Origin of the sequence: Xanthomonas sp. NCPPB 1062 (assembly GCF_041481705.2) — a bacterium.
Lineage (GTDB): Bacteria > Pseudomonadota > Gammaproteobacteria > Xanthomonadales > Xanthomonadaceae > Xanthomonas > Xanthomonas euvesicatoria.
In genome coordinates this window covers 468,222-492,546 of sequence record NZ_CM192987.1, presented here as the reverse complement: position 1 = coordinate 492,546, position 24,325 = coordinate 468,222, and the positions used below count along the sequence as shown (strand labels likewise).

Sequence of the window (24,325 nt, the reverse complement as noted above, 5' to 3'; positions counted from 1 at the left end):
GCGAAAACCGCCGTCTGCCGATTCAGCCAGACGACTTGCTACGAGTGAGGAGCGTGGGCAACGCGCGTACTCCACGTCGCCCTTGCAGAGGAATCTACACCCCGACCAAATAAAATATGCGTGAACACGTGCTGACTTTTCTGCGACAGCCCACATTCCTTTACGCGCAGTTGCGCACGCCTCAAGGCATAAGCGCCACATTGCAGTGCGATGACATCCCCGTCTCGGTGCGTTGGCCGTGACATGCACCGAATGCGGGAACTTCCGGCCGCGTTCGCCCTCATCCGGGTAACCGGTTCATCAATGCCTTGTTTCGGGCCTGGCGACCATGCTTCGCGCCCGGCCTGCATGCCGTTGCCGCGCGCTACGGCCCGGCTTGCTCAAGCGCCCCCTCCATGGGCCGATATCGAGCGTTAGCACAAGACCTCTCGAGACCCTGGCGCATGGCAGACCAGCCCGAACACCCAAGCCGCCCCCGTGGCGGGCTGCGCCGCCTGTTGCCCTGGGGCGGCACGGACACCGCGCGCCCTGCCGCTGCCCTGCCGACGGTGATCAATGGCGAGCGCAGCGGTCATGGCCTGGCCGCGCACCAGCTGGTGCCGGCCAAGGCCAAGTCCGGCGCACACGATCCGGCCGCTGCCACTGCATTGCTGATACGGCTGTTCTCACATGCCGCGCATCCCGAAGCGCTGCTGCTCGCGTTCGCTGAAGGCATCGCCAGCCTGCATGGCGAGCTCGGCGACATGGGCGTGCGCCTGAGCGCGGCGTACGCGGCCGGCGATTGGCCCGGCTATGGCCGTGCCTTGCGCCAGCTCATCGACAAATACATCCGCACCATCGATATCGGCGATTCGCTGGCCGAAGGCCGCACGGAAGCCGAGCAGCTGCGCGATCTGCTGCGCCACGCGCTGGGCAATGCCCTGGCCACGCTGTTGCAACGCAGCCCGGAGCTGGCCGAAGAGGCGCAAACGCTGGCATCGGCGCTGCGCCACTGGCGCCCCGGACACGAGCTGATCACGCTGGAACAACGCCTGCGCGAACTCAGCCACCAGATCGGCCTGCGCGCCGAAGATGCCAGCGAACAACAGAACCTGTTACTGGGCCTGTTCGACCTATTGCTGGAGAACGTCGGCGAACTCCTGGACGATCGCAGCTGGTTGCAGGGCCAGATCTCGGTGGTGCGGCAACTGATTTCCGGCCCGCTGGATGTCAGTTCCATCGAACAGGCACGCGGCACCCTGCGCGAGGTGACCTACAAGCAGGGTCTGCTCAAGCAGGGCATCGCCGAGTCCAAGACCGCCATGCGCGAAATGATGGTGTCCTTCGTCGACCGGCTGGACGGCATGGCCACCAGCACCGGGCAATACCACGACCGCGTTGCCGGCTATTCGCAGGCGATCGGCGAGGCGCGCGGCATCCCCGACCTCAACCGGCTGCTGCAGGACCTGCTGCAGGACACCGCCGGCGTACAGGCACAGGCCCTGGCAGCGCGCGACGAACTGCTCGCGGCACGCCGGCAGGTGGAAGATTCCGAACAGCGCATCGCCTTGCTCGAACAGGAGCTCAGGGACGTCGCCGGCCTGGTGCGCGAAGACCAACTGACCGGCGCGCTCAACCGGCGCGGCTTCGAAGAATTGTTCCAGCGTGAAGCCGTGCGCACCCAGCGCAGTGGCCAGCCCCTATGCGTGGCAATGCTGGACCTGGACGACTTCCGCCGCCTCAACGAGACCCACGGCCATGCCGGTGGCGACGCCGCGCTGCGCCACACGGTGGAGGTGGCCAAGGCGGTGCTGCGCACCACCGATGCCATCGCCCGCTTCGGCGGCGAGGAATTCGTGCTGCTGCTGCCGGACTCGACCATCTTCGAAGCCAGCGCGGCAGTGATCCGCCTGCAACGTGCATTGTCGCAGCGCTCGCTGCTGCATGACGACGTGCGCGTGTTCATCAGCTTCAGCGCCGGCGTGGCGCTACGCGGGACCGACGAGACCCAGGACGAGGTCATCCGCCGCGCCGACCGCGCCATGTACGACGCCAAGGCGGCTGGCAAGAACCGGGTGATCAACGCCGATTAGCGGCGATCGTCGGCGAACGCACCGTGCACCCGGGCAATCGCTAAGCGGCGTGTACCGTGCTGGCTGGTCTGGCGGCGCGCCATGCATCAATGCGCGGGCTTGGCTCCGCGCAGCTTCTGAAACAGCATCACCGCGCCCAGCACGACGGCACCGGCGACCACGCCAACCAGCATGTTGCCCAGCGCTTCGACCAGCCAGCCCATGCCGCCGGCCGACTTGGCCAGATCCACCACCAGGTGATGCAGCGCCGGGATGTTGTGCACCAGGATGCCGCCGCCGACCAGGAACATCGCCAGCGTGCCGGCCACCGACAGGAACTTCATCAACCACGGTGCCGCCACCAGGATGCCGCGGCCCAGGGCCGCCAGCGCGGCGCCCTTCTTGGTCAGGTACAGGCCCAGGTCGTCCAGCTTCACGATCGCGGCGACCACGCCGTAGACGCCGATGGTCATCGCCAGCGCAATGGCCACCAGCACCGCCACCTGCTGCCCGAAGGACACCTCCGAGACCACGCCCAGCGAGAGCACGATGATCTCGGCCGAGAGGATGAAATCGGTGCGGATCGCGCCCTTCACCTTGTCCTTTTCCAGCGCCACCACGTCCACGTTCTGGTCGGCCAGCGCGCGGGTACGTTCGGCATGCCGCTGCGCTTCTTGCTCATCGTTGTGCAGGAACTTGTGCGCCAGCTTTTCCACGCCCTCGAAGCACAGGTAGGCGCCACCGATCATCATCAGCGGCATCACCAACGGGACGTTGTAGCCGCGCCCGCGCAGCCACGCTTCCAGCGCGCTGATCGCCAACGCCGCCGGCACCAGGATCATCTTGTTGACCAGCGAGCCCTTGGCTACCGCCCACACCACCGGCAATTCGCGGTCGGCCGTGACGCCGGTGACCTGCTGCGCATTGAGCGCCAGATCGTCGCCCAACACGCCTGCGGTCTTCTTGGCCGCAACCTTGGTCAGGATGGAAACGTCGTCCAGCAGTGTGGCGATGTCGTCGAGCAGGGTGAACAGGCTGGCACCGGCCATGCGCAAGGTCCTTCTGGGGTGGTCGCGAATTCTCGCCGATCCCGCACCCGCGTGGGGTGATGAGCGGCCATTGCGCGGTCGTTGCACGCTGTTGGCAGAGCGATGCAGGCACCGCAGCGCCTGCGCTTGCGGCCGTTCGTACTCGCCTTGGGCAGGTTTGCCTGCGGTGTGCGGGAGCGCGCGGATTCACTACGCGACGACCCGTCGCTGGCCACACTCGCCGCCTGCATGACGCCCCCGGAGATGGCCTTGAGTCACAACGACCCGCACCGCGCCCCGGCCGCAAGCCCGGCAGATCATGCCGTGGTTGGCGGCATGAGCCGGCGCACGCAGATCCTGCGCTTGCTGTTGCGCTATCGCGGCTCGGGCGTGTTCGCTGGCATGAACCTGGACCCGGCGGCCATCAACGAATACGAAGTGCCCGCAGAAGGCACCCCGGACCAGTTCGTCTCCGACCTGGAATCGCTCGGGCCCACCTTCGTCAAACTGGGCCAGATGCTGTCGACCCGGCCGGACATCGTGCCGCCGGAATTTGCCACCGCGCTGGAGCGCATGCAGGAGAACACCAGCTCGGTGCCGGTGGAGCGCATCCGCCAGATCATCGAGGAAGAGCTCGGGGTCTCGGTCAACAAGGCGTTCTCGTTCTTCGACCCGGTCCCGTTGGGCTGCGCCTCGCTGGCGCAGGTGCACCGCGCTGCGCTGCGCGACGGCACGCCGGTGGCGATCAAGGTGCAGAAGCCCGAAGTGGCCGCGCAGGTGCGTTCGGATCTGGACGTGCTCAAGAGCTTCGCCACTGCCGCCGACCGTCTCACCGGCATTGGCCGGCGTGTGCGCTTTGCCGACTGGCTGGGCGAATTCGGCAAGACCCTGCGCGCCGAGCTCAACTACGAAGACGAAGCCGAAACCCTGGCGCGCTTCGGCAAGCACCTCAAGCCGTTCCCCTTGCTGTGGGTGCCGCAACCGGTGTGGGACCTGAGCAGCCGCAAGGTGCTGACCATGCAGCTGGCCGAAGGCGTGCGCGTGGACAAGATCTCCGGTCTTCGCCGCACCGAACAGCCGATGGACGAGCTGGCCGCGGAACTGGTCAAGGGGTATCTGGACCAGATGTTCGTGCATGGCGAAATCCATGCCGACCCGCATCCGGGCAATTTGCGGGTGCTGCAGGATGGGCGTCTGGCCATCTTCGACCTGGGCATGGTGGCGCATGTGCCGCCGCGCCTGCGCGAGCGCCTGCTCAAGTTGCTGTTTGCCGCGGTCGATGGGCGCGGCGAGGAAGTGGCCGAAGAGACCATTGCGCTGAGCACGCGGCTGGAGGATTACGACGAAGAACGCTACCAGCGCGAAACCGGGCAGATGATCGCGCGCTACGCAGCGCACGATGCCACCTCCGAAGGCCGGGTGGTGCTGGATCTGGTGCGCATCGCCACCTCGACCGGCTTGCGGACGCCGCCGGAGTTGAGCCTGCTCGGCAAGACCTTGCTGAATCTGGAAGGCGTGTGCCGCGCGTTGTCGCCCACGCTGGATACCCGCCGCATCGTCGAGCGCCATCTGCAGCACGTGATGCGCGCGCGCCTGAAGAAATCCCTGTCCGCGGCCAACCTGGCCAGCGAGGCGATGGAACTGCAGCACCTGGTGCGCGAAGGACCGCGCCGCATGTCCGAGATTCTGTCGCTGGCTGCGGAAAACCGCCTGCAGATGCGCGTCACCGGGCTGGAAGAATCGCACCTGATGGAAAGCCTGCAGAAGATCGCCAACCGCGTGGCGGCGGGCATCGTCACGGCTGCGCTGATCATGGCGTCGGCGCAGATGATGCGCATCGAAACCGGCTTGAAGCTATGGGGCTACCCGGCTATTGCGATGGTGCTGTTCCTGCTCGGGGTCGTGCTGGGGCTGGGCATCGTGGTCAGTGCGCTGCTGTTCGACCGCCGCGTGCGTGCGCGCGAAGAGCGTGGGCACCGCTAGCCGTTAGGGCTGGTTGCCGCAGGTGGGCGCCTTGGTGCCCTGCGGGCAGGCATTGGGTCTGCGTCAGTCACCAGCCTGCGAACAAGTGCCCCTGACAAGACCGCGCCGCACGCACCCGGCGGGCGCGGCCGGAACCGGCATGTGACGTGTAAGCGACGGTTGCTGCGCGCTGTCCACGTTCAGTGACGACTGCTTCTTATCGTGTCGACAGTCCGTTCAACCGCGCAGGCAGGTGTGAGCGATTGCGCGTCAGGGGTAGCGCCTGTGATCTCCGCATTGCATGCGTGCACGACACGCAGCGAACGGTGCAAGAAAAGCGCCAGTTCCGTTCGTGCGTCTTGCAACGTGCTCGATGCAGCGGATTGCAGGCGTCCTGCGCACACCACGGTGTCCCCACCCCTGCTCGCTGCGTGCAGCAGCGCTGCAGCGAGCACAACCACTATCACGCGTGGGCGCAAGGCATCTGACGCCACCAGCGTTTCAGCATCTTCGCGCTGGTTGGTGCGCACGGATGCGTCGCCGCTGTCCGGCGATGCTGGCCGGAGGTCAGGCCGGATCTGTCTCCAACAAACATTTCAGTCAGCTTCGGCGCGGCATAGTCCGTCATCCGGGTGTCACATTGCAGGTGGCGCACAGGACATGGCGAGCAAGGCGTCCGGTACGCGCTCGCATCATTCCCCACGGACGCTGCGCATGCATTGGATGTTGTTGGTTTCGTTGTTGCTATTGCTGTGGCTGTTGGTCGCTTCTCCGCGTCTGGCATGGCTCAAGGCTGGCCTGTTGTCGCTCTTTCTGCTGCTGCTCAGCGCCTGGGGATTGGTCGACCGGCTCAGCGGCGACGGTATCAATGCAGCCACGCTGTATCACCTGCGCGCCGACATGGACGGCGCCGGCGTCAGCGACTTTTCCGGCTATATCGCGGTTTTCGTCGGCATGCTGTTGCTCTCGCTGAGCCCGCTGTTGCTGGTGCGGGTACGCCGCTTCCAGCGTCCGCGTGGTGGCGGCGCCGTGTTCGCAGGCTTTGTGGGCATGTTGTTGGTCGGCATCGCCGCAAGCCCGCTGTATCGCGATGGCAAGCGCCTGTACTACCAGCTGCGCCCGGTCGATTACGCCACCGTGGTGCCGGAATACCAGGTGCCGCAGCAACCGCTGCACAAGCGCAAGAACATCGTCTGGATCTATGGCGAAAGCCTGGAGCGCACCTACTTCGACGAACAGGTGTTTCCGGGCCTGATGCCCAATCTGCGCGCGCTTGCGACCGAAGCGGTGGACGTACGCAATCTCGCCTCCACCGAAGGCAGCGGCTGGACCATCGCCGGCATGGTCGCCTCGATGTGTGGCGTGCCGCTCACCACCGCGCCAGGCGACGAGAACAGCATGGACCGCATGGGCATGTTCCTGCCCGAAGCGCGCTGCCTGGGCGATTACCTCAAGGATCAGGGCTACCGCAATCATTACGTGGGCGGTGCCGATGCCAGCTTTGCCGGCAAGGGCCGTTTCCTGTCCAGCCATGGCTTCGACGTGGTGCATGACGTGCACCATTTCCACGACCAGGGTGTCGCGCCAAAGCATTTTTCTGCATGGGGCGTGCACGACGATGTCCTGCTGGACGACGCCTGGGATACCTTCCAGACGCTGTCGCGTGCCGGCCAACCCTTCATGCTGACCACGCTGACCATGGACACCCACCATCCGGCCGGCCACCTGCCACTGGCGTGCAAGGGCCAGCAGTACGACAGCGCACTGGGCGATATCGGTCTGCTGCATGCAATCAAATGCAGCGACCGTTTGATCGGCGAACTGGTCGCGCGCATCCGCAGCAGCCGGTATGGCAAAAACACCATCATCGTCATCGCCTCCGATCATCTGGCCATGCCCAACGACCTGAGCGACGTGCTGGCCAAGCAGAAGCGCGAGAACCTGCTGTTGTTCCTGGGCAAGGACATCGCGCCACAACAGGTCCTCACGCGCGCAGGTAGCACGCTCGATTCGGGCGCTACGCTGCTGCAGTTGCTGGAACCAGGCATGCGCACGCTGGGCTTTGGCCGCTCGTTGCTGGCCCGCGATGCCCCACCCAGTGCCAGCGCGGCCGCCAGCCGCGACAGCGGCAAGGACTATCCGCGCTACCTGGCCTACGCGCGCACGCTGTGGACCGGGCGCAGTACGCGCATGCTGCGCATCAATGGCAATGGCGATGTGGTGGTCGGCGTGCAACAGGTGCGCCCACCGGTGCTGCTGGAATACGACAAGGACACCAACCTGAAAACGGTGTACCTGGAAAACACCTCGCGCCAGTTCGACCGCACGCATTCCAAGGGCACGCTGGCCTATGTGGACCGCTGCACGGCGTTCGAAGACGGCTCGGCCGATGGCCACTGGTGTGCGCTGGTGGTGGACCGCCACCAGAGCATGAAGCTGTATCGCGACCCGGACCTTACCCGCGGCATCGCCGTCGACGCGCCGCTGGAAGCCACCCAGCAGGGCCCGCGTCCGCGCGTGCGTCAGCCGATCATGCTCACCCAGGCGGCGCGTAAGACCGATGCCGGCCGCTACATGCTCGAGCTCTACGCCAAGCGCCGGCCCACGCGCGCGTTCTGGGTGGAAGCGGTGTCCTCCGAACGTAAGGTCGTGCTGGCACAGCAATGGGTCGTGCCCGACGCCGCCGGGCGCATCCGCATGCCGGTGGGCCTGGAACATGCGGTGGAAGACCTGGAGATTCGTGCCTGGCTGGATTACACCGAAGACGTCAGCGTGGACGACCTGGCCTTGGTCAAGGACATCCCGGTGGCGGATCGCTCCTGATGTGCCGACATGCGTCCATCGATGGTCGGGCATGGTTGTGCAATCAGCGCAAGCCGACCGACTTGCCGCTGCGCAGCCCTCGCCGACCTCGCCAGCTCAGTCATCCGACGCAGGCGCACCATCTCCGGCCTCGCGTGCCACGGCGGCCCCTGCACGACTGAAGCGGATCTCCTGCGGCGACTGCAACGCAATGCCCACCGTCGCCATGCGCTGCAGCAGCGCGAAGAACAGCTGGCTGCGCACGCCATACGAATCGCGCGGACTGCTCACGTAGGCGAACGAGTTGAAATTGACGTGCCCGCCGGCCAGCGAATCGATGAACACCGATGGCGCCGGTTCGGCCAGCACCTTCTCGTGCTCGGCGAACAAGGCCAGCAACATGTCGCGCACCCTGGCCACGTCGGTTTCCAGCGGCACCGAGAACTGCAACTGCACACGGCCCATCGGATTGGACAGCGTCATGTTGCGCACGCTCTTGGTGATCAACTCCGAGTTGGGCACGATCAACGTGGAGCGGTCGCCCACCTGGATTTCGGTCGCTCGCACGCTGATCTTGCGCACGTCGCCTTCCTGATCGCCGATACGCACCCAATCGCCGATCTTCACCGGACGCTCGGCCAGCAAGATCAACCCGGACACGAAGTTCTGCGTAATCGCCTGCAGACCAAAACCAATGCCCACCGACAGTGCGCTCAACACCAGCGCCAACCGCTTCAAATCCAGACCCAGCGCCGTGAGCCCCCACACCACCACGATCAACCAGCCCAGATAGCGCGCCACCGTGCTGATCGAATTCCGCGCTCCCGCATCCAGTTCGGTCTTGGGCAGATAGGTGTTGAGCAGCCACTTCTGCACCACATGGACCACGACCAGTCCTAGGACGGAGACGAGCAACGCACGCACCACCGCCGCCGGCGTGATCGTCAGCTCATTGCCGATTTTGATACCGTGCGAGACGTTTTCGGCCCAGCCGGTCACGGCGGACAGGTTGGCCCCATAAGGCGTGACCAATGCGGCAATGCCCAGCAGAATCAATAGGACACGCACCACTGCAGACAGCAACAGGCCCAGTTGCACCAGGCGCCCGCTGCCGGCACCAGAGGCATGCGACAGCGCACGGCTAAAGCGTCCGTCCGGGTTGAAGATCCAGGTCAGCAGGTCGTCGGCGAACACCACCAGTAACCCGAGCAGGCTGCAGATCAGCGTGATCCAGATGATCTGCCGGGCGATAAACAGCGACAGATTGATATAGCCGAACAGGGCAGCCAACAGCGACACAATCACCGCAACATGCCCGAGCAGGCGGATCAGCACGATGAAACCGCCACCTCGCGACACCACAGGTGGTGGCTCGCTGCTGTCGACATTGGCTTGCCCGGCGCTCGCAGCGCGTGCACGCAGCGACAGACTCAGGCCAGCCAGGGCTGACAGGATCAAACCGGCATACAACAGCGCAGCAATTGCGTCGGTGGCAGTGGTTGCGGCATCGCTCGTGTGCGCCACCTCGTTGAGCTTCATCGCCATACCGCTGAACCAGCTCACCGCCGCGGTCGCCAAGCAATGCAGCCTCAGGCGATCGACGGTCGCGTCATCCAGTGGAAACAACCGCCAGGTGGGCTGGTGCTTCATCAACAAGCTGGCGCTCAGCGAGCCGATAAACGCAGCGACGAAACTGATAATGACAAAAGCACTCAGCAATTGATCCAGATCGGCCGGCACCTGAGCAATGGCACGAACCGTTTCGACGAGGACCCATGCCGCGATGCCAAGACTGAGCGTTCCGATCAACAGAAACCACAGGGCCAATCCGGAGCGGCGCAAACGGCCCCCAGGCGCACGTGAGGCGGCATAGCGACGACCGAGATGTCGCAGGAAAATGCGCAGCGGAAATGCCAACAGTAGTGCGATCAGCGCGCCAGTCAGCAGGCTGCCCACACCATTGGCGGCCGTCCCACTCCGCAGGAGCTGCGCTGCCTCATCATACAAAGCTCGCAAACGCGCGCGGTCATCCGGCCATTGCTGTGAAATCTGGTTCCAGAGAGCCGGCGATAGAGGAGATGCCACACGCGTGGACATCTGCACGCTGAACAGTTGTGCGCGCTTTTGCTCAAGTCGATCGGCCAGATCACGCGCTTTGGAATCCAGAAGATTGGCGCGTTTGAATTCTGCATCCAGCGCGCTCTGCTCTTTTTTTAGCGCTTCCCGCTGTTTTTTCAGATCGCTCGCTTCGCCGCTTTGGGCATCCCCCAATCCGGCCAGCTGTGAACTGATTTGCTTGAGTGGCGGATCCAGCTCGCGCGCCAGGTCCTGTACCTGCCGCTGCGCCGTTGTCACTTGGTCAATCAGCTTACGCAGCTGCTCGTCGTCGGCCTTTTCCAATGCGGCATCGGCTGTGTCCAGCGACTTTTGTGCATTGTCCAACTGCGTCTGAGCTGTCTCCAACAGCGTGTCTTCTTCCTGGGCGAAAGCACCCACATGGACAAGCCACAAGGCGCAGCACAGCAGCACACGCAGCAACACGCTCGAACGGGCAGACGCGGATCGAAATTCGGACACAGGCAGACATCGCACAAGCGCGGGACCGCGCGGTGCCGGCATTTTAAGGCACCTTCCTATCGGGCCAATCACCGCCGCGGTGTCGATTCATGCGGACGCAAGCGTACCGACCGGCACGCAATGCGCCGCGTCCGCAGGCAACCCAGCCGCGATGACTCACAGACTCGGACAGGACCGGGAGGACACTGTCGGCAAGTACAACGACGTTTACAGTGCAAGATCTGATCGATAGCGCGGAGCAGACCCACATGCCGCAGGCATCCTGCTGCTTCGCAGCAACCAAGGCGCAGTCACGCCATCATGGCCGCAGGCGGACCGGGTCTCGGCTCAGCGGCGCAGAACGCCAACCAGCGCGCGCCGCGCTTTGCCAAGGACCTGCGCGCCCACTCAGCCAACCCGCGCATGAATGGGCATGCCGCGTTGTCACTTTGCGACAACACGCCGCTGACGCAGAATCGAGCCACCGCTGCGGCAGACGCAGCGGATGACCGCGAAGGAGATCCTCTATGCAGATTCAGATCCAGACCGACAAGCACGTGCCACACGATCCGTCCGTTGTGGCGCATGTCGAAAAGACCTGCACCGCCCAGCTGGCCCATTTCGCCAGCGACATCACCCGTGTGGAAGTGCATTTGCGTGATGAGAACGGCCAGCGCGGCGGCGCGGCGGATCGAACCTGCAGCATCGAGGCGCACGTCGCCGGCCTGCCGCCGATCGCGGCTACCAACAGCGCCGAAACGACGGCCTCTGCCGTGACCGGAGCTGCGCGCAAACTGCGCACTGCCATCGAACATGCACGCGGCAAGCAGCACTCCAAGGCCACCGCCCCGCCGCCGGACATGCTTTGATCTGATCTGGAGGTTGGCATCTGCCTCGGCGGCTGCCAACCTTTGCGGCGATGGCATCGCGGCACGTCATCTAGCGATGCGCGAAGCGCCCCTCCAAAACCTGTGACCCTTAAACGGCATTCGGCCCGTCGCACTCATCTTGCGGCGGGCCGAATGCTTTGAATCTCTTGGTGCTTACGGAAAGAGCCCAATCCCAAGCACACGGCGCCGATTTTTAGGATTGTCGAGCTGATCTCTGGCTTTTACGCCAGCAGCGTCCAGGCAACTGGGCTCATGACCAGCGACGCGGATAACCCGCGTAGCGACAGGCTGAGCCGCACCAATCGGGTGCAACGTTGCCTGGATCCTTTCGCCCATTGCACGGCACTGCTGAAGGTATACGTATGGTTTGCTTCCCACAGCAGCACGGGATTATGTCTTGAGTCCGGCAGCAAACCGATCAAACTCGCCTTGCGCAGTTCGGCTTTCGATCTCCATGACTTACCGGCAGATTCGTAAGTCAGCCCGTTCGAGTTCCCGGCAACTCCCAGGCGCGTCACCGTAATTGCAAGGCCTGGAAAAATAGCCAACCGCTGCTGCAATTTTCCATGATCGCAGCAATGCAATCGCTCGACCGCGGACTGGCCACGGACCGACGCAGCCACTCGATTCCCTCATCCAGCCCGGCTCGCCCCGGTCCGCAGGGTTCGGCAGCGTGTGGCTGGCATGCGAATCAGGGCATGCACAGAAACAGAGATCGCAGTGGTGGCAGGGAAAACGCGGCTCAAACGGCCGACTGCAGCCTTGGTGCGGTTGCACCTTGTTGGCTTCGCGATCTTGGTGCTCGGAAATGCTGCCATCTGCTCTCCAAGCCATACCACGCGTCCTGGGCGATCGCTCTACCAATCTACCCCGTCATTGCGCCATCGCTCCGCGCGGGCAACAACGCCCTTCAACCAACACATGTCGCAGCGCTGGCACACGCGCACGTCTTCGTCCCTGCAAGGACGGCCGCGGCAGCAAACATATTTGGCCAGCACAGACGAATTGATTGTTCGGATGTGGAATGATCGTTTCGCCAAGCGCCCGTCAAGATTCTGTGGATTCATGCGAACTTCAAGCTCGCCGACGACGATGACACATACCACGCAGGGTGGCCGTGGATAGCAGGGACGCCTGGGCGCATCGATTGCGAGCGAAGAAGTCACGCTCTGGTTGCACGGGCAGCTGAGCGCAGCATATGCACCTTGCCGGGTCGGCGTGCCGCACGTCACGCATGATTGTCCGGTCCACGCGTCTGGCTGCCGATCGCGATCCCCACGCTGCAATCAAGCCCCTCGCCGCCACGCCCTTCTTGATGAGGTACCCATCGTCCGGCGCTATCGATCAATCGCCCCGCAAGCCTGGGCGAGAGCATGCCGATATCCCCCCAACGCGAGGACAAGCCGTGACGAAGATCTCTTCAGCCAGTACCTCCCAGCAACCGCAAGCCACAAGCGGCGATATTGTGATCGAGATACCGGCACAACGACGCGACGATACATCGACGCCCAGGATCGATTCTCCCCTCTCCGCCCTGCCGCCCAGACCTTCGGGACGACGCAATAGCACAGGAAGCGACAGCGGATATGAAACCGCCAACGACGCAGATCTGTCCCCCTATGGAAGTCCGCAGCCGCATGCTCCGCTGCGTGGGGAAGAGAGCAGCAGCGAGCAGTTCTACGACGCTAAAGACTCCTTGGAACCGTCGGCTTTGCCATCACTTCCCCAGGAACACGCTGCACAACATGGCTCCCAAGCGCATGCATCCACCACTGCGACAGGCACTGCGCGCTTGGGCGCACTGGCGGCGTCGGTCCGCGCAGGTGCAACACATGGAGTCACCACCCTCCTTGGACCCGCCGCGACAGCGGTCGCAGCTGCGGCGCGCGGTGTCATACCGATCAGCTTCGACAAACAATACCTGGGCGCTGCGCTGGGACATCTCGTGCACCAGACCACCTCCGTGGGACCGACCACGTTCGTGCGCGAGTTGATCGGCGAAGCGCTGTTTGCCGCGTTTCGCCAGCTCCCACCCGAAGCAGTCGTTGCCATGCAGGCGGTGTCGGGCACGCTGCATCTGGCCCTGCATACGCTGCGGCGCAACCGCGAAAACCGCAATCCGGATGCCGCCGCCCGAGGTTTTCACAATCTGAATCTTGAACAGTGGGAAGCGCTGTCCGAAGACGAACGTCATCACAAGAGGAGCGAGCAACAACATTACTCGGATCTGGTCACCCGGCTCGCGCTGACCGGCATCTTGAGCAATATCGCCATCGGCGCTGCGGGCAAGGCTTCTGGCCGACCGGAGATGGCGGCCAGGCTGCTGGCCAGTGAGCTCAAGGTCGCCCCTTATGCTGCGGCCCGCGACGTCATCCAGGCGACATTCCGCATGGTGGGAATGCGGTCACCGACCAACGGTGGCGTCAGCGATCCCCACGTCACCAGTGCAGGCAGGTTTTACGGCATGGCCAACGTCCTGACCAACCTGGCGTCGAACGAGCTGGAGGCACCAGACTTTGCATCGGCCAGGCAGCGCTGGGCAGGACTGATGTCGCCCTTCAATATGGGAGAGGCGACCAGGGTCGTCTTTCAGCAAGCGGCGGTGAACGCGGCCTTGAATGTCGGTCTGGAGACAGCCGACTGGCTCAATGTCACCCAACACGAAGCCGACGAAGCCGGGACGCAGCAGATCTGGGAACCAACCTGGAAGGCCAAGCGCGAGGATTATGAGCGGGTCATGGATCATTCTGTCGCGCGCACGGCCGCCATCAACTCCAACATCGCATTCGGTACAGCAGTCAACATGATTGGCACCTGGCTCGGTTTGTCGCCAGCACGCAGCGCGCTGCTCTCCAATACGTTGGCGGGCATGGCTGCCGGCATGCAGTACAAGGTCATCGCCGGCACCTGGCAGGCTGCAGCGGCGGTGCGCGAAGCCGAGGCCGCTCGCACGCGAACTGAGTGAGCGTGGCCGCGCCTGGCGACGGCTATAGCGCAGCCCTCGGCGAGTGCAGCACCTGGTGGTCGCACACGCACTGCCGGTTCAACGGCAGTGCGTGTGCAACAGCTGTGTGGTGGCCCCATGCGCAGCCTCCAGCACGTCCTAACAAACCGACCGGCGGCGGACAGCAGGGATTGATCGAAAGCTAGGCTGCGTATGCCAATTCTCAGCTCAGGTCGCGGCTAGCGGGTCTCTGCACCACAGGTCTCCAGCCGCGCTATGCACCTTGTCGACCCATGATGACGGATGCTGCTGTGGCGATCGCCATTTCAGTCACCGTATGCGCGACAGCATGGTCACCGCGCTATTTTCTGCGGATGACTCCGTCGCGGGGCGCCGCCGCTTTGTACGATCCTACGTTATCACCCCAGGGAATCCCCGCGCACATCGGGCTGCGCCTACGCCCTCCTGCAGTGGCACACCCGCTATTCATCAATCACACCGCGCCTTAGCAGAATCGAATGAATGGCATGCGCATATTTATCGCGCTCTCCCGGCGTTTCGGAATGGTAGGCGCCTACTGCAGCCCAGGTATTTCCATATTTATTGGTCATCTCGCGCAACCTCCAAGCTGCCACATACACGCTGACGCACGGCTGCATCAACGCGTCCTTGGAGATTCCATAGCCGGATAGCCGCCGCAGGTGGATGGAGTTGATCTGCATCTTTCCGTAATCCACCGTACCGTTGTTGTTGCGATGGATCGCGTCGGCGCGACCTCGCGATTCCTGCCAGGCAATGGCCCGCAGCACCCAAGGGTTGACATGCTGATATCCGGCAGCTTCTTCGAAGCAATCCGCACGTGCGAAAGGCGCCGCGCATGCCAGCGCTGCCGCAAACAAAATGCGCTGCGGACCAGCCCCTGCCCGACGACCACGTCCGGACCATTGCGCGCGCATGCGCCGCTTTGGCGAAAGCCCGGACGAGGCCTCCCACTGCCAATTGGATGTTTTATCGACATACTTGCATGCGATCGTTGAATTGATCATGTGTCGTTACCTCGATCTCGATTGAATACAGGTCTCCAGGTGAGTAGAGCGCCGGCACACAACGACCCACGACGCTCGACGGCGGCAACATAACGCCACCTGTACGCGATTTACTCAGGACCGACGAAACACTTAACAGGCAAGCGAAAAAACCTTTTTTCAACAATGCCGCGCGGATTTACTTATCGATCCTAGAACATTTTTTCACTTGCGCTCTTCGCGCGGACAAGCGCGATTTCGCAAACTTTCTGACGATAATGGGTTGCCGCTTCTACTGTTCGATCGGGGCGCAAAACCCGCCCCGCAGCCACCGCCGTCTAGGCACGGCGGTTGATACAAAGACAAATCCCAGTTAATCAGAGAGGAATCGTCATGATGAATTCTTTGAACACACAGATCGGCGCCAACTCGTCCTTCTTGCAGGTCGATCCCAGCCAGAACTCGCAACCCGGTTCGAACCAGGGCAACCAAGGCATCTCGGAAAAGCAGCTGGACCAGCTGCTGACCCAGCTCATCATGGCCCTGCTTCAGCAGAGCAACAATGCCGACCAGGGTCAGGGCCAGGGTGGTGACTCTGGTGGTCAAGGCGGCAATTCGCAGCAGGCCGGGCAGCCCAATGGTTCCCCCTCGCCATACACCCAGATGCTCATGAATATCGTCGGAGACATTCTCCAGTCGCAGAATGGTGGTGGCTTCGGCGGCGGGTTCGGCGGTGGCTTTGGTGGCGGCCTCGGCACCAGCCTGGCCAGCGACACCGGATCGATGCAGTAAAAAACTGCTGGTCGCCCCTACCGGCCACGGCCTGCAGGTTGCCGCTTCATGCGTCAGCCTGCAGGTGCCTTGGTTGCTGTCACCGCAAACATTCGCTACCCACTTCAGGCGCGCTTGTCAGCTTTCGCGCCGCAGGTGCCTGACATATAGCCATCGGCATGCGAGCAGAGCCGTTCCGGCTTCAACGCAGACGAAATATCCGGATTTTCTTCCGGCACACGCCTTCTCAACTGGGTCTCCACTGCCGGCGTGACGTTGGTTGGATGTTCAACCGCACACCATCACGCCACGTCGCTCCACTAGAGCCTGCCGCGCCCACGTACCGGCCATGCACACTGCTGCCGGCCCAGCACTTTTTGACACGATTGCGCGCAACCGCCGCCCGCTGAAGGCTTGGATGCCGCTTCGCCCTCTTAGCGTCTACCGCAGATACCGAGCTGACTGCAAAAAACTTGTCTTTCGCAGGCGACAAGCCTGCCATGTGATCGCCAGGTCAGGCTCCGGCAACGCATAAGAACCAGCATGTGCGAGTGACACATGCTGATTCCGGGCACCGCCCGATGATCATCCAGGCGGTGGCTTCAGGCGCTCCGGGTCAATACGCATACGCGCCAATTGCATGGCCCGTTTGATCCTTTCCCAAACAATCCCGGCAGTATTGGGCCAATGGCATGCGCCGAATGTCAGGCGATCGCAGCAAGCCCCTCATCGCCTAGCGATGGCGTTCGCAAACCATCAGGGCGACACCACATGCGGAGTCAGCAGAAACAGCCGTTGCATGCGGGTCCCGCTTTTTTGGCGGTGCTTGAACAGATTACCGACCAATGGAATCTTCGACAGGCCCGGTACCGCATTCAGATCGGTTTCGTCGGCATCGTAGGCGTATCCTGCAATCAGCAGGCTTTGGCCTTCATTGACGAACGCCTGAGTCGTGATCTCGCTGGAGGTAATGACCGGAATGCCGTCCACGGTGTTGGATCCGAGCTGGCCATCCTCGATACGCACATCCAGACGCATCTGACCGTTCGGCGAGCCCGGCACCACGCTGGGCAGGACCCGCAACGACACCCCGGCAGAGAGGTTATAAAGATCGGCCGATGCGTATCCGCTGACCCGGACGAATGCCTGTTGCTTGTGGTCCATGACCGCTTCGACGTTGTCCAGCGTCGCAACCTGGGGCGAAGACACGATCTTGGCCTTGTTGGTCGTCTCCAACGCCGACACGCGCGTCATCAGGTAGCGTCCGGCGTCTCCCAGCACGGCCGTCAAGGTGCCCCCAGCCGGCGTGGTCGCGCCATCGGTGGCGGCGCCGCTCAATGCGCCGTTGAAGCCCAACTGACTGCCACTGCCGTTGCCGGTCTGTATGTCCGTGTGCTGGCTGTGGAAGCGCCAGTCGACACCGAGATCCTGCATGGCGCCATCGCGGACCTCGATGATGGTGGCATCGATCTGCAGCAACTTGGGCCGGTTGTCCAGCTGTTGAATCAGGGTGCCATAGCTCTGCATCCGCTCCGGTCGATCGCGGATCAGGATGGCATTGGTACGCGGATCGGCTTCGATCACCGGCGCATCGGAGGCCAGCTCTGCGCCACCACCGACGTCGATCGGAGTGGACTCGTCGCGCCGTGCCTTGCTGAGCTCCGGCCATACGCTGGCCGGCGACCCCACAGCCGCAGCAGCTCCACTGCCGGGCAACGGCGGGCTGACCGGCACGCGATCGGACGACGAGGCGCCCCCGAACCAGGACGAAGGCAGCCCGAGGATGCCGCTGGCTCCGCCACCTTGACCCTGTGCGGCATTGCCGAATGTGTTGGAGGACCCACCGCCGATGGGCTGTACCCGGCCAAAGTTGGCGCTAGGCCCGGGTATCGCCGCGACCGGCGCGCCGCGTGCGCCGTACATGCTGCGCAACAGGCTGGCCATGCCGGGAATCTGCACATCCTGGCCGCCAATGCGCGTCGTGTGGTCGGCCGCTTGCGCATAATGCAGCTGGAACACCTGCACTTCGGTGGCATCGCGCTGACGCGCGCCCTGCTCGACCTGCTTGGCAATCGCCGAAACGGTATCCACATACCCTGGCGGCCCGGAGACCACCGCCACATGCGCGGCCTCGTCGTAACGCACCGGGAAGCGCGGATCGTCCAGGCGCATGCGTGCAAGTGCGTCGCGCAGTGACTTCGTCGATGCAGTTCCCAGGCTCAAGGTCGCGCTCTTGGATTCGTTCGCACCCCAGATCCTGAGCACGGCACCGTCGTAGTACCAGACAAAGCCGTAGGTGGCCGCCAGATCGTCGAGGAATTTCTGCGGGGAGGTTTCGAATTTGCCGCTCAGGGTGCCGGTCACCTCTGGCGAGATCCAGGTGGCGATGGACTGGCTGGCGGACAAATCACGCAGCACTTCTTTGAGATCCTTGTTGTCGGCGACGTATTTGAACGTGCGCGAATGCCACGGGACCTGGGCGGCGTCGGCATGTGGCGACAACAGCGGCAGCAGGCTGAGCATCAGTACGGCGGCCAATGGAGCACGTCGGCGGTGGGCGGTGGTACAGGCAGGAGCCATGGCGTTCCCTCTGCTAGGCAAGTGAAAAAGTCGGTAGCGACCAGTGTAGGAAGTGCAAAGCCGGGAATGTCTCAATAAAGATCAGTGCCTCGCGCCTCCCTTGCCAGCCAGGTTGGCGGCATCGTGCAATTGCTGCTGGAAATGCAGGAAACCGAGTGCTTCGCCGAATTGCGCGATGAAGACGCTGGTCAGCAAGGCGAGCAGCAACAACGCCAGCACCCCACGGATTGGCTGACTCAAGTTCGACGGTTCGAGTTTGTCGGCCGCTCGCGCCACCAGGCCGATCGCAAGATCCACCAGCACAAGCACCAGCATCACCGGTGCGGACAGTTTGACGACGGCGGCCATCATGCTGTCGGATTGCTGGATCACGAACGATTCGGCAACCGCCCCCATGTTCGGCCCAAGCTGGGTCAGCGGCCACCAGCGAAACGATTCGAACAGCGCGCCGAGCAACATCAGCATGCCACCCAATGCGTAGAACGACACGATGGCCAGTTGCAGCAGCACCGTGGACACCGGCGTGCTTTGCTGGCCGCTGAGCGGGTTGGTCATCTGCACGTTGTTGTAACCGGCAAGGTCGTCGATCAGCAGGCCAACGCTCTCGGCGATCCAGAACACCGTCGATGCGGCAAATCCGATCAGCAGGCCGACGAACGCCTCCTTCAACGCCACACCGACCAGGCCCGCCGCCTGGATCTTCGCCAGCGCATCGGCCGGCTGCCCATAGGCGATGAACGAGCTCAGGACGTAGATGACGCCATTGCGCGCGATTCCAGGAAGACTGTCCTGCGCTGTTGCCGGTAGCACGATGAACATCACGAACACGCGCACCCCGCACAGTGCCAGCAGGGTCAACAGCGACACGCCCTGCGAGGAAATGGCCAGCAAGGCATCGGTGGCGTCGTTCATCGGGCGCCCCCATGTGCGGCGCGGTGCGAACGCAGCGCGACCAGTGCCTCGATCGCGTCTTCTTCCTCCGCTGCGTCGCGTTGCGCCTGTCGGGCGCGGCGCGCACTGGCGGCCTTGTCTGCGTATACCTGCGCCTGTGCCTGCAGCTTGCTCAGTGCCTGCTGCACGGACGCGAGCTCATCGCGGGCGCTCTGCAACGACTGATCCGCCGCTGCCTGCGCCTGCTCGGCAGCACGACAGGCCTCCAGCAGCACGGTGCGGAAGCGTTCGTGCTGCAGGATCGTATCGATATCGATCGAACCCCCCACGCCGGTTTTGTCCATCAGTGCCGCATCGCAGTTGGCCAAGCGTGTGGTGCAGGCCTCTGCCTCCTGTCTGCACCTGGCAAGTTCGCGGTCGCAGTGTTCCAACGCACGCCTGCAGTCACTCAGGCGTTCCTGCATGCGCTCGCAGCGGCGTGCCTTGAGCTGGTGCAGCACCGACCAGGTGTAAGCAGGCTCACGCATCGTCGGTCACGCTGGCCAGCAGGTCCAGCGTACTTTCGTAGGCACTGAGCTGGTCGGTCGGTTGGCTGAGAAAGTCGCGGATCGCATCGATCCTGTCGATCGCTTCGTCGGCAACGGCATCGCTTCCCTGACGGTATTCGCCCACCTGCACCAGGGTTTCCACCTCGTTGTACTTGGCGAGCAGGCGCCGCAACCGGCCCGCGGCCTGGGAGTGGTCGGACGGGACGATCTGGCTCATCACCCGGCTCAGGCTGGCCAGCACGTCGATTGCCGGGTACTGGTTCTTGGCCGCGATCTCGCGAGAGAGAATCAGGTGCCCATCGAGGATGCCGCGCACTTCTTCGGCGATCGGATCGCTGCCGGTATCGTCCTCGGCCAGCACGGTGTAGAACGCGGTGATCGACCCGCTCTCGCCCATGCCCGCGCGTTCGAGCAGGCGCGGCAACTCGGCGAACACCGATGGCGGAAAGCCGCGGCGCGTGGGCGGCTCGCCGGCGGCCAGACCGATCTCGCGTTGCGCGCGGGCAAAGCGCGTCAGCGAGTCCATCATCAGCAGCACGCGCAGGCCCCGATCCCGGAAATACTCGGCGATGGCGGTGCCGACGTAGGCGGCCTTCGCGCGCTCGATCGATGAGCGATCGGAGGTTGCGCAGACCACGACGCTGCGTGCCAGACCATCGGCGCCGAGAATCAGCTCGATGAACTCCCGCACCTCGCGCCCGCGCTCGCCGATCAGCACGATCACGTTGACATCGCACTGCGTCCCGCGCGCGAACATTCCCATCAAGGTGCTCTTGCCGACGCCTGCTGCGGCGAAGATGCCCATGCGCTGGCCCTCGCCCAGCGTCATCAGGCCATCCACGATCCGCACGCCGGTCGGCATGGGGTGTTCGATCAGCCGCCGACGCATCGGGTCCGGTGCCTGCGCCTGGATCGGCACCCAGGTGTCGCAGGCGATGGCTCCTTGCCCGTCCGATGGCTCGCCCAGGCCGTCGAGCACGCGCCCCAGCAAGGCCGGTCCCACAGGCACCGCCAACGGGCGCCCCAATCCGATCACGCGCGTCTCGCGCGACAGCCCGATCAGTTCCCCGAACGGCGCCAGCAACGCCAGATCGCGACTGAAGCCCACCACTTCGGCCCGCTGCAACAAGCTGCCATCGCGTTGGCGCAACTCGCACACCTCGCCCAGGCTGACCTGCACGCCGGCCACCTTGAGCATGGTGCCGACGACTTCGACCACCTTGCCATAACGACGACCGACCGCGAGCGTGGCCAGTTCGCGTTCGAGCGTTGTCTCCAGCAGGGGCGTCTCAGCCAGCATCCGCCGGCTCCTGGGGTGCGGCCAACACGCGGCGAATGACGCGCCGCAGACTGCGCAGCTGATCGCGCAGATCGGTCTCGAACACGCCCGTATCCCATTCGCACACGCAGGCGCCCACGGCCAGGTCGGCATCGCCGCATAGCTCGACCTGCAGGGTCCAGCCCGCCTCGGTGGCGGCCGCATCGAAGGCGCGCCGCGCAGCGTCCACCGCGTCGGGGTGCACGCTCACCCGCAGGGCTTTGGCCTCGTCCAGGGCACCTTCCAAGGCCTGCGCCGCACGCGCATACAGCGCCGCAGGATCGTGTCCGAGGATGATGTGCTCGCAGGTGCGCGCCACAATCTCGGCCAGACGCTCGCGTGACCGCTGCGCGGCCGCTTCGGCGGCAAAGGCATGGCGCAGGCCCGATTCGTTCCACTCATCGAGCTGACGTCGCAGGCCGGCTGCATATCCCAGGCGTGCGCTGCGCTCGGCCTTCTGGCGCGCATCGTGCAGGATCGCCTCGGCCTGCTGCTGGGCCTCGTCGACCAGCGTCTGTGCACGTGTCTGCGCCTGGCTCAGGGCCTGTTCGCAGCGTGCGTGCACCTCGGCAGTGGCAGCGTCCAGCGCCAACACCGAGGCCAGCGCCTCGCGCGGAATGACATCGCAATCCAGACCGATCGCATCGGGCGTTGACCTCAACCACAGACGCATGACGCCTCCGGTATCAGGGTGGGAAGCGCGGTCAGGAAGGCATCGCTCGCACCGTCTGCTGCGACGGTGGCCACCTGCGCGGCGCCCAACGGCAAGGACAGCGCCAGCAGCTTGGCAACAACCGGGTTGGACCAGACGCCATCGGCCTGCATCCGACGCCAACCGTCGCCGACCCACGCCGCCTGATCGGCATCGCGTGGCAACAGGGGCACGGGGAGGCCGGCCGACGCGTTCTGGCGCACATGCTCAAGCACGGCCGGCCCCACACACTGTTCGAGCCAGTCCAGACGTTCGCGCTCGATACAACGACGCACCGCCAACCCGCGCGAGAACAACGCCCGCGCGATCAGGACCTTGGCCAATCGCGCGGGCATCAGCAGGGCAAGTTGGTTCGCATGCAGGCCGAGTGCAGACGGCGACAATTCCGACCATCCAGACCACGCCTGGATTACCCGCATACGACGGTGGACGGGCGCCGCTGCCCAGCCCGACGCTGCCACCGGGCCAAGCCAATGCGCCACCCGTGCGGCGTCCAAGGACTCTGCCAGTTGCGCCAACGCGTCCGTCCAGCGCTGAACACAGCGTGCCGCATTGTCGATCCGCGTGTCGTCCATCCCGCGCTCACCCGGCTTTGCCTTTCGTCAACTCGCGCAGGCGCTGCCAGCCGCCCCACCGGCCCGCCTGTGGGTTTGGCCACCAGTACAGCGCCGCCGCGCCCGCCAGGCACAACGCCAACGCACACCCGGCCAGCCACGGCCATGGCGAAGGTCTCGGCGGTGCCGATGCGGTGAACTGCGCATCGCTCTCCGCTCCGCCCGGCACCAGCGTGACGCTGACGTTTTCGTAGGTGAGTCCCTCCACGCTGTGCATGACCAACGTCTTGATGTTGGGCACCAGGCTGGTCAGATCGCTACCGACGCGGAACTTGATGAACACCGCAGCGCTGGACGGTTTTACCGAGGTGGAAAGCGGGTCGTTGTTGGGCAGCACGATTTCCACATCGGCCGAGATCACCCCATCGATATTCGACAAGGTCTGCGATAGCTGCTGCGACACACCATAGATGAAACGTACGCGCTCTTCGGTGGGTGTCGAGATCAGCCCGTCCTTCTTGAACATCTCGCCGAGATTGGCGTGCCGCTCATGCGGCAAACCATGCGCGCGCAGCACCTCCAGCGAATAGGACACCTGATCGTGCGGTGCGTTCACCGCCCAGGTCTTGCCGTCGTCTGGCGTGACCTTGGACGCATCCACGCCCGCATGCAGCAACACCTCGAGCATGTCGTTGGCATCATTTTCGGTGAGCCCGGAGTACAGCTGCTGACTGCACGCAGACAGCAGCAGCGCCACCAGCAGCACCACCAGGCATCTCGGCGCGCGCATGCTACTGGTTCTTCACCAGCGTCTGCACGGCGTTCTTTCCCGATTGCGCCACGCCCACGCTGACATTGAGGTTGAAGCCGACCATGGTCAGCTCGTGCATCAACTTGATCTGCTGCGCTGCCATTTCCTGCAGCCCCATGGTCGGTGCCTGCATGCTGAAGGCATCGATATGCTCGGCGATGGTACGCACGCCATCGTTCTGCACATCGACCACCCGGCTCATCATGCTCGGGTTGCCTACGCGCTGCATGGCGGGCGGCAAGGGGCTGGAGGATTGCATCAGCGCTTGAAAGCGATTCACCAGCGCTTGGTTGGGCGTCGCTACCGGCGACAGCGCTTGGGTCGCGGCAGCACTGGTGCCGGCAATCGCTTGGACAGGAGGAATGAGCGTCATCGCATACTCCTATGGGGTCGGGACTGGCGTCACTCAGGCGCGCAGGTACTGCGAATTCGGAACTTCCATCGGTGCTGAAGCTTCGACCGGTACTTCCGCCGGCGCGGACGTTGGGGTGCTTCGCCCGGACAGCGCCTTGACCAGGGCCACCGCATCGGCATCGGCGTCTTCTTCGATCAGCCCGTCTGCAACGCCATGCCACGACGGGTCCCCCATCGCGAACAGGCAGCAGGCGTACAAGGCCCTGCACAGCGGCTTGGAGCCGGCGTCGCTCTCCAGTTCGCGCAACAGGCGCGCACCTTCCACGTAATTGCCGCGTTTGATCGAAATCCATGCATCGAAGGTGTCCAGCGCCTTCAGCTCCGGCCGCAGGACACGGACTGCGGCCAGCACAGCGGCAGCGTCCTGAATCTTTTCATGGGTGAGTCCGACCGTGATCAGTTCGATGAGCCCACTCACGACCGACCCGGGACATTGAATCTTCTCCACACTGCACCTCGTTTTTAATG

At 64.0% G+C, this 24,325-nt stretch carries 19 protein-coding genes; 6 read left to right on the top strand and 13 right to left on the bottom strand.

All coding sequences use genetic code 11. From position 1 onward, the window contains the following. Positions 1-443 precede the first annotated feature (443 nt). Positions 444-2,072 (top strand): GGDEF domain-containing protein, encoded by a 1,629-nt coding sequence (locus tag ACCQ16_RS02125; protein ID WP_008575488.1) that lies wholly within the window; start codon positions 444-446, stop codon positions 2,070-2,072. An 86-nt stretch (positions 2,073-2,158) separates the two neighbouring features. Here ACCQ16_RS02125 and ACCQ16_RS02120 read toward each other — a convergent pair whose 3' ends face one another. Then, positions 2,159-3,100, bottom strand: a complete 942-nt coding sequence (locus tag ACCQ16_RS02120; protein WP_007967773.1) for a DUF808 domain-containing protein — start codon at positions 3,098-3,100, stop codon at positions 2,159-2,161. Positions 3,101-3,343: 243 nt separating this feature from the next. Here ACCQ16_RS02120 and ACCQ16_RS02115 point away from each other — a divergent pair, with 243 nt between their 5' ends. Together ACCQ16_RS02115 and ACCQ16_RS02110 are read left to right on the top strand one after the other, a co-directional pair. Next, positions 3,344-5,062 (top strand): ABC1 kinase family protein, encoded by a 1,719-nt coding sequence (locus tag ACCQ16_RS02115; protein WP_033478989.1) that lies wholly within the window; start codon positions 3,344-3,346, stop codon positions 5,060-5,062. 693 nt (positions 5,063-5,755) lie between these two features. After that, positions 5,756-7,864: a phosphoglycerol transferase I gene (locus ACCQ16_RS02110; RefSeq protein ID WP_031420811.1), complete on the top strand. Its 2,109-nt coding sequence runs from the start codon at positions 5,756-5,758 to the stop codon at positions 7,862-7,864. A gap of 96 nt (positions 7,865-7,960) precedes the next feature. On the opposite strand, the gene ACCQ16_RS02105 is transcribed toward ACCQ16_RS02110, so the two are convergent. After that, a complete protein-coding gene (locus ACCQ16_RS02105; RefSeq protein WP_372380190.1) occupies positions 7,961-10,462 on the bottom strand; it encodes a DUF3772 domain-containing protein in 2,502 nt (833 codons plus the stop codon). A gap of 464 nt (positions 10,463-10,926) precedes the next feature. On the opposite strand from ACCQ16_RS02105, the gene ACCQ16_RS02100 reads away from it, so the two are divergent. Beyond that, a complete protein-coding gene (locus tag ACCQ16_RS02100) occupies positions 10,927-11,268 on the top strand; it encodes an HPF/RaiA family ribosome-associated protein (RefSeq protein ID WP_007974834.1) in 342 nt (113 codons plus the stop codon). A gap of 242 nt (positions 11,269-11,510) precedes the next feature. Here ACCQ16_RS02100 and ACCQ16_RS02095 read toward each other — a convergent pair whose 3' ends face one another. Next, the gene (locus ACCQ16_RS02095) at positions 11,511-11,912 is read right to left on the bottom strand and encodes a hypothetical protein (RefSeq protein WP_218550857.1); all 402 of its coding nucleotides are present in this window, start codon (positions 11,910-11,912) and stop codon (positions 11,511-11,513) included. A gap of 782 nt (positions 11,913-12,694) precedes the next feature. On the opposite strand from ACCQ16_RS02095, the gene ACCQ16_RS02090 reads away from it, so the two are divergent. Then, a complete protein-coding gene (locus tag ACCQ16_RS02090) occupies positions 12,695-14,254 on the top strand; it encodes a hypothetical protein (protein WP_372380189.1) in 1,560 nt (519 codons plus the stop codon). Between the two features lie 461 nt (positions 14,255-14,715). On the opposite strand, the gene ACCQ16_RS02085 is transcribed toward ACCQ16_RS02090, so the two are convergent. Continuing rightward, positions 14,716-15,279 (bottom strand): lytic transglycosylase domain-containing protein, encoded by a 564-nt coding sequence (locus tag ACCQ16_RS02085; RefSeq protein WP_277573008.1) that lies wholly within the window; start codon positions 15,277-15,279, stop codon positions 14,716-14,718. Positions 15,280-15,654: 375 nt separating this feature from the next. On the opposite strand from ACCQ16_RS02085, the gene xopA reads away from it, so the two are divergent. Then, positions 15,655-16,050, top strand: coding sequence for a XopA/Hpa1 family type III secretion system protein (gene xopA / locus ACCQ16_RS02080; protein ID WP_029818428.1), 396 nt, complete (start codon positions 15,655-15,657; stop codon positions 16,048-16,050). A 735-nt stretch (positions 16,051-16,785) separates the two neighbouring features. On the opposite strand, the gene sctC is transcribed toward xopA, so the two are convergent. The 9 genes from sctC to ACCQ16_RS02035 all read right to left on the bottom strand — a co-directional run bounded on the left by sctC (position 16,786) and on the right by ACCQ16_RS02035 (position 24,305). Beyond that, positions 16,786-18,609: a type III secretion system outer membrane ring subunit SctC gene (sctC, locus tag ACCQ16_RS02075; protein WP_277573009.1), complete on the bottom strand. Its 1,824-nt coding sequence runs from the start codon at positions 18,607-18,609 to the stop codon at positions 16,786-16,788. An 81-nt stretch (positions 18,610-18,690) separates the two neighbouring features. Then, a complete protein-coding gene (gene sctT, locus ACCQ16_RS02070; RefSeq protein WP_014089146.1) occupies positions 18,691-19,521 on the bottom strand; it encodes a type III secretion system export apparatus subunit SctT in 831 nt (276 codons plus the stop codon). Beyond that, positions 19,518-20,027: a type III secretion protein HrpB7 gene (locus tag ACCQ16_RS02065; RefSeq protein ID WP_218490906.1), complete on the bottom strand. Its 510-nt coding sequence runs from the start codon at positions 20,025-20,027 to the stop codon at positions 19,518-19,520. The genes sctT and ACCQ16_RS02065 overlap by 4 nt, the downstream gene beginning before the upstream one ends. Continuing rightward, positions 20,020-21,348, bottom strand: a complete 1,329-nt coding sequence (sctN, locus tag ACCQ16_RS02060; protein WP_057682066.1) for a type III secretion system ATPase SctN — start codon at positions 21,346-21,348, stop codon at positions 20,020-20,022. The genes ACCQ16_RS02065 and sctN overlap by 8 nt, the downstream gene beginning before the upstream one ends. Then, a complete protein-coding gene (sctL, locus tag ACCQ16_RS02055; RefSeq protein ID WP_031420807.1) occupies positions 21,338-22,039 on the bottom strand; it encodes a type III secretion system stator protein SctL in 702 nt (233 codons plus the stop codon). The genes sctN and sctL overlap by 11 nt, the downstream gene beginning before the upstream one ends. Further along, positions 22,024-22,653, bottom strand: a complete 630-nt coding sequence (locus tag ACCQ16_RS02050) for a type III secretion protein HrpB4 (RefSeq protein ID WP_031420806.1) — start codon at positions 22,651-22,653, stop codon at positions 22,024-22,026. The genes sctL and ACCQ16_RS02050 overlap by 16 nt, the downstream gene beginning before the upstream one ends. A 7-nt stretch (positions 22,654-22,660) precedes the next feature. Beyond that, on the bottom strand, positions 22,661-23,422 hold the full coding sequence (sctJ, locus tag ACCQ16_RS02045) for a type III secretion system inner membrane ring lipoprotein SctJ (RefSeq protein WP_031420805.1): 762 nt from the start codon (positions 23,420-23,422) through the stop codon (positions 22,661-22,663). 1 nt (position 23,423) lies between these two features. Beyond that, a complete protein-coding gene (locus ACCQ16_RS02040) occupies positions 23,424-23,816 on the bottom strand; it encodes a type III secretion protein HrpB2 (RefSeq protein ID WP_008575450.1) in 393 nt (130 codons plus the stop codon). 33 nt (positions 23,817-23,849) lie between these two features. Continuing rightward, entirely contained in the window at positions 23,850-24,305 is a 456-nt protein-coding gene (locus ACCQ16_RS02035) for an HrpB1 family type III secretion system apparatus protein (RefSeq protein ID WP_071117730.1), read from the bottom strand. Positions 24,306-24,325: the final 20 nt, after the last annotated feature.